Below are 12365 nucleotides of genomic sequence, written 5' to 3'. Positions count from 1 at the left end.
TGAGACAGGCTGCCGAGGCGGCCTGCGTACCCACAGGGAGTGAATTGATGATGTCTTTAGTCCAGTTTATCGATGGCCAGTGGCTGGCCGGTGAAGGCAAGCCGTTCGAATCCATCGACCCGGCCAAAAACGAGCTGATCTGGCGTGGTGAGGCGGCAAGCCAGTCCCAGGTGGATGCGGCCGTCAAGGCGGCCCGCACGGCCTTCTACCATTGGTCCGATCTGGCCCTTGAAGAGCGCCTTGCCATCGTGCGCCGCTATGCCGACCTGCTCGGCGAGCACAAGGAGGCGCTGGCCCTGACCATCGCCCGTGAAACCGGCAAGCCCCTGTGGGAGACCCGCACCGAAGTGGCGGCCATGCAGGGCAAGATTGCCATCTCCATCCGTGCCCATGACGAGCGCACCGGCACGGTGGAAAACCCCATGCCGGGCGCCAAGGCGTTCGTGCGCCACAAGCCCCATGGCGTCGTGGCCGTGTTCGGCCCCTACAACTTCCCGGGCCACCTGCCCAACGGCCACATTGTGCCGGCGCTCATCGCCGGCAATGCGGTCGTGTTCAAGCCTTCCGAGCTGACCCCCATGGTGGCTGAAGCCATGGTCAAGGTGTGGCAGGAGGCGGGGCTGCCCAAGGGGGTGCTCAACTTGGTGCAGGGGGAGGTCGACACCGGCAAGGCGCTGGCCGGCAACCCGGACATCGACGGCCTCTTCTTCACCGGTTCCTCCCGTACCGGCCACTTCCTGCATCAGCAGTTTGCCGGCCAGCCGGGCAAGATCCTGGCACTGGAGATGGGGGGCAACAACCCGCTGATCGTGAAAGATGTGAGCGACATCGACGGCGCCGTCCATGCCATCGTGCAGTCCGCCTTCATTACCTCCGGCCAGCGTTGCACCTGCTCGCGCCGTCTGTTTGTCGAGCGCGGCGAGCGGGGCGATGCCCTGGTCAAGCGCCTGGTGGAGGTGGTCGGCCAGATCAAGGTCGGCTTCTATGACGCCGCCGAGCAGCCGTTCATGGGCGCCATGATCAGCGAGAAGGCCGCACTCGGCATGGTCGAGGCGCAAGCCAACCTGCAGCGCCTCGGTGGCGAAAGCCTGCTTGCCCTCAAGCACCTGGAAGCGGGCACCGGCTTTGTCTCCCCGGGCATCATCGACGTGACCGCGGTCAGCGCGCTGCCGGATGAAGAGTACTTCGGCCCGCTGCTGCAGCTCATTCGCTACGACGACTTCGATGCGGCCATCGAGAAGGCGAACGCCACCAGTTTCGGTCTCTCGGCCGGCCTGCTCGGTGACAACGAAGCGGACTGGAACCACTTCTTCAAGCGCATCCGTGCCGGTATCGTCAACTGGAACAAGCCCATCACCGGCGCCTCCAGTGCCGCCCCCTTCGGCGGCATCGGTGCCTCCGGCAACCACAGAGCGAGCGCCTACTATGCCGCCGACTACTGTGCTTACCCGGTCGCCTCCGTCGAAGACAGCAAGGCTGCTATGCCGGATCAGCTGTCTCCCGGTCTGACCTTCTGATAACAAGAAAATAAAAGAGGGGCACTGAACAGGTGCCCCTGTCTGTACCCGCAATCAAAGGAAAGAGAGATGCAAAAGGATATCGACACCCTGTTTGGCCATCTGTGGGACAACTACATTCAGGTCACCCCCAGTGCTCACAAGGTTCATCAACTGCTGGGCGGCGGTGCCCCCATCATCAACGATCACGTGGCGTTTCGGACCTACAACCTGCCCAAGCTCGGTCTCGAGAAACTGGCGGCCCACTTCCGCGCCCTGGGGTATGAAGAGAAGGGCGAGTATGTATTCAAGGCCAAGAAGCTCTATGCCAAACACTTCGAGCATAAAGATCCTGATGCGCCCAAGGTGTTCATCAGCGAGCTGAAGGTGGAAGAGCTCTCCGAAGGTGCCCAGGCCATCATCCACAAGCTGGTGGATCAGGTACCCGATCACCTCACCGACACCCCGGCCTTCCTCTACGCCGGCGCGCCCTGGCAGGTCTCCCACACCGACTACCAGACCCTGCTGGCAGAGAGCGAGTATGCCGCCTGGATGGCCGCCTGGGGTTATCGTGCCAACCACTTCACCGTCAACATCAACCGCCTGAAGGACTTCGACACCATCCAGCAGGTGAATGCGGCGCTCAAGGCGGCAGGCTTCGTGCTCAACACCGTTGGCGGCGAGGTGAAGGGCGATCCCGAGGTGATGCTGGAGCAATCCTCCACCATGGCAGACAAGGCCGAGGTGCCCTTCAGCGACGGCGTGCGCACCATCCCGAGCTGCTTCTACGAGTTTGCCCTGCGCTACCCGCAGGCCGACGGCGTGCTCTACCCTGGCTTCGTCGAAGCGTCGGCCGACAAGATCTTCGAATCCACCAACGCCATGTAATGGCCGCCATGAAAACAACGCCCCGCCTGGGGCGTTTTTTTATGGATTTACGCCGACCAGACACCCTCTTTACCTCCCCTTGACCCTTCAGTTCGCGGCGATTCGCTAGCATGATGCCGCCCGCTGCCGTGGGCCATCGCCGCACCATGCCGGTGTATGCCACCCGTTTTGGAGTCATGCCATGAAGATTGTTCTGCCTTTGCTGTTTTCCCTCACTACTCTGACCGCCGCAGCGGGCGATCAGGGCAGCCGTACCCCGCCCAAGCCTCCGCGCGAGCTGTCGGCCGAGATGAAAGCGGCGTTTGAGAGCTGCAAGGAGCATGGCAAACCGGGGGAGTCGGAATTTGACAACTGCATGTCAGATCTGGGATTTGAGCGGCCGGACGGCCCGGCACCGGCAGGTGGGAAGCAGGGGGAGAATGAGGCCGAGTAAACTGGTGCGGGCCAGTCGGTTAGGATGGGCCCGCACCGCTCACACCCGTTGCAGTGCCCCTTCGGTGACCAGCAAGGTGGTCATGCCGGCGGCCTTGCCCGCCTGAATGCCTATCCGGGTGTCTTCAAACACCAGGCAGTTGGCCGGGTTGGCGCCGAGCTGCTCGGCCACTTTCAGGAAGGTGTCCGGGTGGGGCTTGTGATTGACCACATCATCGGCACTCACCAGCACGGAGATGAAGGCATCGAGCCCGGTCTGACGCAGGATGTGCGCCGCATGTTCCCGGGTTGAGCCGGTGCCTATGCCCATGGGGACCTTGCCGTGGTACTGCCTGACCAGCTCCCACATGGCGGGAAACACCCGGACGTCGTCGATCCGTGTCAGGTAGAGGGCCACCTTGCGCCGGGCAAAGGCTTCCACGTCGATGGTCATCCCATGCTGCTCTGCCAGCATGGTCACTATCTTGCGGGTGGGGATGCCGCCGTACTCGTTGAGCTGTGCCCGATCAAACGGCAGGCCGAACTCGGCACTGGTGATTTCCCAGGCATCCAGGTGCAGAGGCATGGAGTCCACCAGGGTGCCATCCATGTCGAAGATCAGGGCGTCGTACTCGTCGAATCGGGGCTGTTCACTCTGGTGATGATCGCAGGGGGATGACTGGGGCATGGGGGGCGTCCTCTTCGGCAAAGACTCACCCTAGCAGATCCGGCTCGCAGATGTCGCGACCTTCATCATGGTTGGCAGTGGTTTTGACCATCGGCTAATGATTTATGAGATAATAATGTGCCTTGCACCCCCTGTGCCGATATCTCACATGAGCGAGCCTGCCTATGTCCCCCAAAACCGTCTTCTCGAGCGTGGCCCTGGTGATCGCCCTGGGCTCACTGGAAAAGAGCATCGTCACCACGCCCTTGCCCATCATAGGGGTTGAGCTGAACGCCGGTGCCGCCCTCACCTGGGTCGTGACCGCCTATCTACTGGCGGCCACTGCGGCCCTGCCCATCTATGGCAAGTTGAGCGACATGTTCGGCCGGGTACGCATGCTCAACATCGGTATCGGCCTGTTTCTGGCGGGATCCGTGGCCTGCGCCCTGGCCCAGGATCTGCCAACCCTGCTGGCCGCCCGCGTGCTGCAAGGGTTGGGGGGCGGGGGGCTGATCGCGCTCGCCTTCACCGTCATCGCCGACTGTATTCCGCCACGGGAGGTGGGCAAGTATCAGGGGTATATCTCGGCGGTCTATGCGGTCTCCAGCATCGCAGGCCCGCTGCTCGGTGGCTATTTTACCGAGCAGCTCAGCTGGCGCTGGATCTTCTGGATCAATCTGCCTCTCGGTGCCATCGCCCTCTGGCTGGTGAACCGCAATCTGGGTCACCTCAATGTGCGCCGCCACAGCCGCTTCGACTGGAAGGGAGCGGCACTGCTCATCACGGTCACCACCCTCACCCTGTTGCTGCTCTCGCCGGAGGCGGCCTTGCCCGCCGTCTGGCTCGCGGCTGCGCTGGGGGCGGCCTTGTTGCTGCTGATCCTGGTGGAGCGGCGGGCCCACGACCCCATACTGCCGGCCCACCTGGTGCGCCTGCCGGGTTATCTGGTTAGCGTGCTGCTGGCGCTGGCTTCGCAGTTGCTGATGTTTGCCGTGCTGGTCTACCTGCCGTTGCAGATGCAGTGGCAAAAGGGGATGAGCGCCAGTGACAGTGGCGGGATCATGGTGATCTTCATGGTCTGCATCACGGCGGGGGCCTTCGTCGGCGGCAAGCTCATCGGTCGCACCGGTCACTACCGGCGTTTCGTGGTGACGGGCTTCGCCCTGGCGGCGCTGGCGCTGTGGCAAATTCACTTCGATCTCTTTGCCAATCTGGGGCTGGGGTTCGCCGGGCTTGGCCTCGGGCTGGTGCTGCCGGCCCTCTCTGTGGTGGTGCAAAATGCCCTGCCACGGGAGGATCGCGGCATCGGCATGTCCCTGTTCAACTTCGGCCGGGAGCTGGGCGGGGCGGTCGGTGTCGCCATCTGCGCTGTGTTGTTCCATGCCGCCCTGCCAGCAGGCAGCAGCCCCAATCTGGCCAGCCTGAGCCCGGCCGAACTGGCACCCGGTTTCAGCGCCACCTATATCGGCATGGCGCTGATCGCCACCGCCGCCCTGCTGGTCACCTTGCTGGCATTGAAGCGCCACGAGCTGGCCAGCAAGCACGACTGATGGTTGCTATCGGATACAAAGAGGGCTCCCCGCGGGGAGCCCTCTTCATGGGATCAGGCTGGTGCCTTTCCTTCCGTGTCGTGGCCTTGTGCCACTCAGCCCGCTCATCGGGCGTCGGGGCGGGAAGGTGACCTGACAGGCTCGGGTTGCTGGCGCTCGGCCTGGGCATCGAGTTCCTTGCCGAGGAAGTAGTTCAGGAAGGTGCGGATGACCGCGATGATGGCGAGGCGCACCAGCTCCTCCTTGCTCGGTGCCACTGTGGTGGCCAGGATGTCGGCGGCGAGCTGGAACTCCAGCGCCAGGATGAGCCAGCTGCCGAAGCAGAGGCGGATACGGGGAAAGCCGGGCTCGTGATCCCGCACTCTGGCCGCCAGCCAGAGGGTCTTGCCAAGGCCGATGACCACGCAGGCGATGGAGATGATCTCCAGCAACAACTGGAACAGCTCCACCCCGTGCATCATGCCCTCTTTCAGGCTCGCTATCTCGAACACTCGGGTTACCTCCCTGATTCAAAAGAGACACTTTTAACACGGCTTGGGGGCCGGTTCCAACTCAGAGTCTTCTGAGCATCATGGCTATCTGGTCGATGAGCTGACGAGCGGCAGGGCTGATGGCCGCCAGTTGGAAGTAGCCGTGGATGACGCCATGCTGCCGCTGGCAAGTGGCATCGACGCCAGCCTGCACCAGCTTGCCATACAGGGCTTCCCCTTCGTCGCGTAGCGGATCATATTCCGCCGTGACGATATGGGTCGGCGGCAATCCTGACAGGGCGGGATGGTGGAGCGGGCTGGCTTCGGGATGGCTGGGGGGCAGGCTGCCCAGGTAGGCGTGAAAACCGCTTGCGAGCATGTCCCGGGTGATGAGGTAGTCGTCACCGAGATCGCGGTAGCTTTGGCTCTCGCAGAGGGCATCCAGCATGGGATAGAGAAGCAGCAGGGCCTTGGGCAAGGGGGCGCTGGCAGCCTTGAGCCGCAAGGTGGTGACCAGGGCGAGATGACCCCCTGCGCTGTCGCCGGCAATGGCGAGACGTGCCGGATCTCCATGCCATTTCTCCACCTCTGCCATGATGGCCCGCGTGGCGGCCAGCGCATCGTCGTGAGCCGCAGGATAGGTGTGTTCCGGGGCGAGGCGGGTGTGTACGGCGAAGATCAGGGCACTGGCCCGGTTGCACAGCATCCGCATCTGGCGATCGTGGGTCTCGAAATCCCCGCTGACAAAACAGCCGCCGTGAAAATAGATCAGCACCGGATACGCGGGGTCCGGTTTGTCTGCGGGCCGATAGCAGCGGATGGCGTGGTGATCGGCCTGCCACTCTTCAATGGCGCCCACCTCTTCCCGCTCACCCCCCAACAGGGCAGAGGCAAGGTAGCCGTCACGGCGCGCCTGCCAGCTCAGCTGGCTTGCCTTGGGACGACCTGCGGCGATGAAGTCTGCCACCCTGGCTGCGATGGCCGGTTCGAGTTGTTTTTCCATAAGATACCAATGACTGTATATAAAAACAGTCATTGTGCGCTTTTGGCCCGTGAGCGCAACCGGCGTTAGCTGAGGCAGCTCACAAAATCAGGCTTCAATCAGCACGAATTCAATCACATAGAGGGGCGGCAGTGCGGGGTAGATATCGCGGATCACATCTTTAAGCTCGGGGAGGGTCATGTTCTCCTGACGGGCGTGCTCGTCGCTCAGCGCCTCGAAGGCGACCGCCTTGACCGAGATGACCTCAATGGTGCCAAAAGGCTGGTGTTCCGGGTTGGTGAACAGGGCCAGGCGCTGGCCGGGCTGCCAGTTTGCCTCGCTCTCGTCGCGGATGGTGATGGTCTTTCGGCCAGCCTGGATGTCGGCGACAAAGCGGCTGAAGAAGGTGAATGCCGGGTAGGCCGGGGTGTGCTGGGTCATGTCGTCTCCGAAGGGCAAGGGGTGAGAGGGCGGCTCAGGCCGCGGCGGGCCCATTTTAGGAGGGGCGGGGGGAGCGTGCAGCACTTTTTACCCCGACATGTGAAGGGCGACCGACTGCGTTCACGGCTCGGTAAAATGGCCGCAACTGAACCTGAATGTGAGATGATGCGGCCTCCTCTTTCTTGATATGTAACAAATCAGGGGGACGGGCTCTGTGGTCTGATGGCGTCCGGGGCCGGCCGTGGTTGACGTTGAACAAAAGGAGCAAGTGTGAATTACGAGTTGATCTGGGTGCTCAGCATGCTGGTGGGTGCCATTCTCCTGTTTATTACCAACAAGGTGCGCATGGACGTGGTCGCCTTGTTGATCATCATCCTGTTCGTGTTGAGCGGCACCCTGACCCTGCCGCAGGCGCTGGCAGGATTCAGCGATCCCAACGTCATTCTGATTGCCGCCCTGTTCGTGGTGGGGGAGGGGCTGGTGCGTACCGGCATCGCCTATCAGGTGGGAGATGCCCTGGTGAAGGTGGCCGGCAGCAGCGAAACCCGCATGCTGGTGCTGCTGATGGTGGCGGTGGCGACCCTGGGGGCCGTGATGAGTTCGACTGGGGTGGTGGCCATCTTCATCCCCGTGGTGCTGAGCGTGGCGAACCGGATGGGGATCCCGGCGGGCAGACTGATGATGCCGCTAGGCTTTGCCGGCCTTATCAGCGGCATGATGACGCTGGTGGCAACCCCTCCCAACATGGTGGTGAACAGTGAACTGATGCGGCACGACATCCAGGGGTTCGGCTTCTTCGGCTTCACTCCCATGGGGGTCATCATTCTGGGGATGGGGATCCTCTACATGCTGCTGATGCGCAACCGTCTGGTGCGTGAAGGAGAGGAGGGCAAGGGCAAGCAGATGGGACGCAGCACCATGCGGGATCTCATCCGTGACTACCGGCTGGCGGGGCGCGCACGCCGACTGGCGATCCGGCCCGATTCCCCCCTGATCGGCCAGACCCTGGACGAGCTGCAATTGCGTGCCCGCTTCGGGGCCAACGTCATCGGGATGGAGCGCTGGCGCAAGTTCAGGCGGGTGATGGTCAGTGTCACCGGGGTGACCGAGTTCCAGGCCAAGGACGTGCTGCTCATCGACATGTCGGATCCCGAGGTGGATGTGCGGGAGTTTTGCAGCGAGGCGCGGCTCGAGCCCATGATATTGCGCGGAGAGTATTTCTCCGACCAGGCGCGGGAGGTGGGCATGGCGGAGGTCTCCCTCATCCCCGGCTCCCGGCTGCTCGGCAAGAGCATCCGCGAGGTGACCTTCCGTTCCCGTTACGGTCTGAGCGTGGTGGGGATCCGCCGGGATGGAGAGGCGCTGACCGGCAAGCTGGTGGACGAGGCGCTGCAGATGGGGGATACCCTGCTGGTGGTGGGGAACTGGAGCCTCATTCGTCAGTTGCAGACCCATCATCGCGATTTTCTGCTGCTGGGCCTGCCTGCGGAAGTGGACGAGATGGCGCCGGCCCGCAGCCAGGCCATTCACGCCCTGATTGCCCTCGGGGTCATGATAGTGCTGATGGTGACGGATCCCGTGCCCAACGTGATTGCGGCGCTCATCGCCTGCCTGCTGATGGGCAAGTTCCGCTGCATCGATCTGGAGAGCGCCTACAAGTCCATCCACTGGCCGACCCTGATCCTCATCGTGGGCATGCTGCCCTTTGCCCTTGCATTGCAGCAGACCGGCGGGGTGGATCTCATCGTCGGCGCGCTCATCTCGGCAGTGGGGGAGATGGGCCCCAGGGTGATGCTGGCCAGCCTCTTCGCGCTCTGTGCCGTCATCGGGCTCTTCATCTCCAACACGGCGACGGCGGTGCTGATGGCGCCCATCGCGCTGGGTACGGCCCATCAGATGGGGGTGTCGCCTTATCCCTTTGCCATGACCATCGCCATCGCCGCCTCGGCAGCCTTCATGACGCCGGTCTCGTCGCCGGTCAACACCCTGGTGCTGGGCCCGGGCAACTACAAGTTCATGGATTTCGTGCGCATCGGCGTGCCCTTCACCTTGCTGGTGATGGTGGTGAGCGTCATCGCCATCCCCTGGTTCTTCCCGTTCTGACGACAGCAAACGATATGGCGGCCTGCGGGCCGCCTTTTTATTGCCCGCAGCGCTCTGCGAGATGAAAAGGGCGGCATCACGCCGGAGCAGGACATAGCGCCGTCGCAGAGGAGAGCACAAGGCTCAGCCGTTGAGACATGAGGTGGCGTTGCAGGCGTGCGATGGCGTGGAGAGGGGAAGAAGAGCGGCAAACGCCGGATACAAAAAAACCAGCCTGAGCTGGTCTGTTTGGTACTGCTTTCGATGGTGCGGAAGGAGAGACTCGAACTCTCACGCCTAGGGCGCCAGAACCTAAATCTGGTGCGTCTACCAATTTCGCCACTTCCGCAAGAATAATGGTGGCTATGACGGGATTCGAACCTGTGACCCCCGCATTATGAGTGCGATGCTCTAACCAACTGAGCTACATAGCCGTCTTGTGCACGACTTTCGTCGAATACAAGCAAAAATGGCTGGGGCACTAGGATTCGAACCTAGGTATGGCGAGATCAAAACCCGCTGCCTTACCGCTTGGCGATGCCCCAACAGTGTTCTTTGCAATCGGATGATTGAAGGAACGTTTTTCAAACATGGTGGCTATGACGGGATTCGAACCTGTGACCCCCGCATTATGAGTGCGATGCTCTAACCAACTGAGCTACATAGCCGTTTGTTGTCAACCACAAACGTGGAAGAGAACAGAAAAATGGCTGGGGTACTAGGATTCGAACCTAGGGATGGCGAGATCAAAACCCGCTGCCTTACCGCTTGGCGATACCCCAACAGCGATGCCCGACAGAGACTGTCAAACATCATTCAAAAATGGCTGGGGTACTAGGATTCGAACCTAGGGATGGCGAGATCAAAACCCGCTGCCTTACCGCTTGGCGATACCCCAACGACGATGCCTGACAGAGACTATCAAACATCATTCAAAAAATGGCTGGGGTACTAGGATTCGAACCTAGGGATGGCGAGATCAAAACCCGCTGCCTTACCGCTTGGCGATACCCCAACTAGAGATGGTGGCTATGACGGGATTCGAACCTGTGACCCCCGCATTATGAGTGCGATGCTCTAACCAACTGAGCTACATAGCCAACCGTGCTTCCAGTGAGTCGTTGCCTCGTCACTGTGCGGCCGGAATTATGCGTATCTGGCTCTGGGGCGTCAACCCTTTTTTTGTTTGAAAAAACGAATTTGGGTGCGTTTGGCGAGTTATTGGCCGCTGTCGTGCAAAAGCCCAACAATCTGGTTTTTTTTACGACATTCGCACCCAGATCGCGCCTCTGGCCAGATAAAAAAGAGGCCAGCAAATGCTGGCCTCTCATGGGGTTAGACGTTGAACAGGAAGTTCATGATATCGCCATCCTTGACGATGTAGTCTTTCCCTTCCGCGCGCATCTTGCCTGCTTCCTTGGCGCCTTGCTCACCCTTGTAGGTGATAAAGTCGTCGAAGGCGATGGTCTGGGCGCGAATAAAGCCTTTTTCGAAGTCGGTGTGGATCTTGCCAGCGGCCTGCGGGGCGGTGGCGCCTACCGGAATGGTCCAGGCGCGCACTTCTTTCACACCGGCGGTGAAGTAGGTCTGCAACTTGAGCAGCTCGTATCCGGAACGGATCACCCGGTTCAGGCCCGGCTCCTCGATGCCCAGATCCGCCATGAACTCGGCGCGGTCTTCGTCGTCCAGCTCGGCGATGTCCGCCTCGATGGCGCAGCAGACGACCACAACAACGGCGTTTTCGGCGGCGGCTATCTCACGGACCTGATCCAGGTAGGGGTTGTTCTCGAAGCCATCTTCCGCCACGTTGGCGATGTACATGGTGGGTTTGAGGGTCAGGAAGTTGAGGTGGCTGACGGCGTCCAGCTCATCCTTGTCCAGCTTCATGCCGCGGATCATCTGGCCGTTTTCCAGGGCAACCTTGATCTTCTCCAGCACTTCCACTTCCAGCTTGGCATCCTTGTCGCCGCCCTTGGCACGCTTGGACTGGCGATTGATGGCGCGCTCGCAGGCATCCAGGTCGGAGAGGGCCAGCTCGGTGTTGATCACCTCGATGTCGTCGGCCGGGGAGACCTTGCCCGCCACGTGGACGATGTTCTCGTCCTCGAAGCAGCGCACCACGTGACCGATGGCTTCGGTTTCACGGATGTTGGCGAGGAACTGGTTGCCAAGGCCTTCGCCCTTGGAGGCACCGGCCACCAGGCCGGCGATGTCCACGAATTCCATGGTGGTCGGCACGACACGCTGCGGATTGATGATGGCCGCCAGCTGGTCGAGGCGGGGATCCGGCATGGGGACCACACCCGTGTTCGGCTCAATGGTGCAGAACGGGAAGTTGGCGGCTTCGATGCCGGCCTTGGTCAGCGCATTGAACAGGGTGGATTTGCCTACATTGGGCAGGCCCACGATACCGCATTTAAAACCCATGGATTGTTACCTTGTTGGTGGATGCTTCAAGGGGCCGCGCGGGCGGCCCGTGTCGTGTTGCTTGACCCCGAGGCGAGGGATCTCGCCAGGGGCCGGTCATCTTGAACTGCCTGGCGATGCAGGCTGAAGGCCTAGACTTTCTCGGCCTTGAAACTGTGCAGGCGATTCATGGCCTTGGTCATGTCCTGCTTGAACAGGATGTCGGTGGCGCGCAGGGACTCGTCCAGCGCGGCCTCGATCAGACTCTGCTCACTGCTGGGCGCCTTGGTCAGCACGAAGCCGGCGACCAGCTCCTTGGCGCCCGGATGGCCGATGCCAAGGCGCAGCCGGAAGAAGTTATTGTTGTTGCCCATCCTGGCGATGATGTCCTTGAGGCCGTTATGGCCGCCGTGACCGCCCCCTTGCTTGAACTTGGCGATGCCGGGAGGCAGGTCCAGCTCGTCGTGGGCCACCAGGATCTCTTCCGGGGCGATCTGGTAGAAGCGCGCGAGCGCCGCCACGGCCTTGCCGGAGAGATTCATGTAGGTGTTCGGGATGAGCAGCCGCACATCCTGCCCGTCCACCAGGAAGCGGGCGGTGTGGCCGAAGAACTTGGGCTCTTCGCGCAGGCTGACATTGTGCCAGCGTGCCAGTTGCTCCACATACCAGGCGCCCGCATTGTGGCGGGTCTTGGCATATTCGGGGCCGGGATTACCCAGCCCGACAATCAGTTTGATTTGACTTGTCACGCTTGATGTCTTCACTCGCTACTTGCCATGGGCGGATGGCCCGGGGCAATGGGACGCAATATTCTAGCCGCCGAGTGGCGATCACTCAACCAAAGTGCGGCAAGGTCGGGGAAAAGCCGGACAGAAGGGCTCGGGTGGGGTGGCTCGTCCGAGGTTTTCGTCTCTTGCCGAGTGAAGGCTGGCGGTTGGCGCCAGGCACCCAAAAAACAAAAACCGCCATTCG

At 61.7% G+C, this 12365-nt stretch carries 11 protein-coding genes and 8 tRNA genes; 5 read left to right on the top strand and 14 right to left on the bottom strand.

All coding sequences use genetic code 11. The features are described from left to right. Positions 1 to 47: 47 nt before the first annotated feature. The 3 genes from astD (at position 48) to I6L36_RS07405 (ending at position 2817) form a co-directional block, all read left to right on the top strand. The gene (gene astD / locus I6L36_RS07415; protein ID WP_109111870.1) at positions 48 to 1517 is read left to right on the top strand and encodes a succinylglutamate-semialdehyde dehydrogenase; all 1470 of its coding nucleotides are present in this window, start codon (positions 48 to 50) and stop codon (positions 1515 to 1517) included. Between the two features lie 69 nt (positions 1518 to 1586). Beyond that, positions 1587 to 2384: a DUF1338 domain-containing protein gene (locus tag I6L36_RS07410; protein WP_039039589.1), complete on the top strand. Its 798-nt coding sequence runs from the start codon at positions 1587 to 1589 to the stop codon at positions 2382 to 2384. A 181-nt stretch (positions 2385 to 2565) separates the two neighbouring features. Beyond that, positions 2566 to 2817: a hypothetical protein gene (locus tag I6L36_RS07405; RefSeq protein ID WP_048207156.1), complete on the top strand. Its 252-nt coding sequence runs from the start codon at positions 2566 to 2568 to the stop codon at positions 2815 to 2817. Positions 2818 to 2856: 39 nt separating this feature from the next. Here the strand turns inward: I6L36_RS07405 and I6L36_RS07400 are convergent, their stop codons facing one another. Further along, positions 2857 to 3483 carry an HAD family phosphatase gene (locus I6L36_RS07400; RefSeq protein ID WP_109111872.1) on the bottom strand — a complete coding sequence of 209 codons (627 nt, stop codon included), beginning with the start codon at positions 3481 to 3483 and terminating at the stop codon, positions 2857 to 2859. A gap of 164 nt (positions 3484 to 3647) precedes the next feature. Between I6L36_RS07400 and I6L36_RS07395 the strand changes: the two genes are divergently transcribed. Beyond that, on the top strand, positions 3648 to 5012 hold the full coding sequence (locus tag I6L36_RS07395) for an MDR family MFS transporter (protein ID WP_109111873.1): 1365 nt from the start codon (positions 3648 to 3650) through the stop codon (positions 5010 to 5012). Positions 5013 to 5116: 104 nt separating this feature from the next. On the opposite strand, the gene I6L36_RS07390 is transcribed toward I6L36_RS07395, so the two are convergent. From I6L36_RS07390 to yqfB, 3 genes are all read right to left on the bottom strand, one after another. Continuing rightward, a complete protein-coding gene (locus tag I6L36_RS07390) occupies positions 5117 to 5503 on the bottom strand; it encodes a DUF1622 domain-containing protein (protein WP_010673839.1) in 387 nt (128 codons plus the stop codon). A 61-nt stretch (positions 5504 to 5564) separates the two neighbouring features. Continuing rightward, positions 5565 to 6485 (bottom strand): alpha/beta hydrolase, encoded by a 921-nt coding sequence (locus I6L36_RS07385; RefSeq protein WP_109111874.1) that lies wholly within the window; start codon positions 6483 to 6485, stop codon positions 5565 to 5567. 87 nt (positions 6486 to 6572) lie between these two features. Then, the gene (gene yqfB, locus I6L36_RS07380; protein ID WP_041215617.1) at positions 6573 to 6905 is read right to left on the bottom strand and encodes a N(4)-acetylcytidine aminohydrolase; all 333 of its coding nucleotides are present in this window, start codon (positions 6903 to 6905) and stop codon (positions 6573 to 6575) included. 270 nt (positions 6906 to 7175) lie between these two features. Here yqfB and I6L36_RS07375 point away from each other — a divergent pair, with 270 nt between their 5' ends. Then, on the top strand, positions 7176 to 9008 hold the full coding sequence (locus I6L36_RS07375; RefSeq protein ID WP_109111875.1) for an SLC13 family permease: 1833 nt from the start codon (positions 7176 to 7178) through the stop codon (positions 9006 to 9008). Between the two features lie 244 nt (positions 9009 to 9252). On the opposite strand, the gene I6L36_RS07370 is transcribed toward I6L36_RS07375, so the two are convergent. The 10 genes from I6L36_RS07370 to pth all read right to left on the bottom strand — a co-directional run bounded on the left by I6L36_RS07370 (position 9253) and on the right by pth (position 12142). Beyond that, positions 9253 to 9336: transfer RNA gene (locus tag I6L36_RS07370), tRNA-Leu, on the bottom strand. Between the two features lie 8 nt (positions 9337 to 9344). Further along, positions 9345 to 9421: transfer RNA gene (locus I6L36_RS07365), tRNA-Met, on the bottom strand. Between the two features lie 36 nt (positions 9422 to 9457). After that, positions 9458 to 9532: transfer RNA gene (locus I6L36_RS07360), tRNA-Gln, on the bottom strand. A gap of 46 nt (positions 9533 to 9578) precedes the next feature. Further along, positions 9579 to 9655, bottom strand: a tRNA-Met gene (locus tag I6L36_RS07355). Positions 9656 to 9694: 39 nt separating this feature from the next. Further along, positions 9695 to 9769 (bottom strand) — tRNA-Gln (locus tag I6L36_RS07350). 41 nt (positions 9770 to 9810) lie between these two features. Continuing rightward, positions 9811 to 9885, bottom strand: a tRNA-Gln gene (locus I6L36_RS07345). A 42-nt stretch (positions 9886 to 9927) separates the two neighbouring features. Beyond that, positions 9928 to 10002, bottom strand: a tRNA-Gln gene (locus tag I6L36_RS07340). Positions 10003 to 10010: 8 nt separating this feature from the next. Further along, a tRNA-Met gene (locus I6L36_RS07335) sits at positions 10011 to 10087 on the bottom strand. Between the two features lie 235 nt (positions 10088 to 10322). Next, positions 10323 to 11414 carry a redox-regulated ATPase YchF gene (gene ychF / locus I6L36_RS07330; protein WP_010673843.1) on the bottom strand — a complete coding sequence of 364 codons (1092 nt, stop codon included), beginning with the start codon at positions 11412 to 11414 and terminating at the stop codon, positions 10323 to 10325. A 131-nt stretch (positions 11415 to 11545) separates the two neighbouring features. Continuing rightward, positions 11546 to 12142 (bottom strand): aminoacyl-tRNA hydrolase, encoded by a 597-nt coding sequence (pth, locus tag I6L36_RS07325; RefSeq protein WP_041215615.1) that lies wholly within the window; start codon positions 12140 to 12142, stop codon positions 11546 to 11548. Between the last annotated feature and the right edge of the window lie 223 nt (positions 12143 to 12365).

Origin of the sequence: Aeromonas sp. FDAARGOS 1406 (assembly GCF_019048565.1) — a bacterium.
Lineage (GTDB): Bacteria > Pseudomonadota > Gammaproteobacteria > Enterobacterales > Aeromonadaceae > Aeromonas > Aeromonas caviae.
The sequence above is the reverse complement of the archived record's forward strand: the minus strand, read 5'-3'. Positions and strand labels throughout refer to the sequence as shown.

Bases quoted from the DNA above. Each gene is read 5' to 3' on its own strand.
- I6L36_RS07405 (WP_048207156.1), top strand. From the start codon at position 2,566: ATGAAGATTGTTCTGCCTTTGCTGTTTTCCCTCACTACTCTGACCGCC.
- ychF (WP_010673843.1), bottom strand. From the start codon at position 11,414: ATGGGTTTTAAATGCGGTATCGTGGGCCTGCCCAATGTAGGCAAATCC.
- yqfB (WP_041215617.1), bottom strand. From the start codon at position 6,905: ATGACCCAGCACACCCCGGCCTACCCGGCATTCACCTTCTTCAGCCGC.
- astD (WP_109111870.1), top strand. From the start codon at position 48: ATGATGTCTTTAGTCCAGTTTATCGATGGCCAGTGGCTGGCCGGTGAA.
- I6L36_RS07385 (WP_109111874.1), bottom strand. From the start codon at position 6,485: ATGGAAAAACAACTCGAACCGGCCATCGCAGCCAGGGTGGCAGACTTC.
- I6L36_RS07395 (WP_109111873.1), top strand. From the start codon at position 3,648: ATGTCCCCCAAAACCGTCTTCTCGAGCGTGGCCCTGGTGATCGCCCTG.
- I6L36_RS07400 (WP_109111872.1), bottom strand. From the start codon at position 3,483: ATGCCCCAGTCATCCCCCTGCGATCATCACCAGAGTGAACAGCCCCGA.
- I6L36_RS07410 (WP_039039589.1), top strand. From the start codon at position 1,587: ATGCAAAAGGATATCGACACCCTGTTTGGCCATCTGTGGGACAACTAC.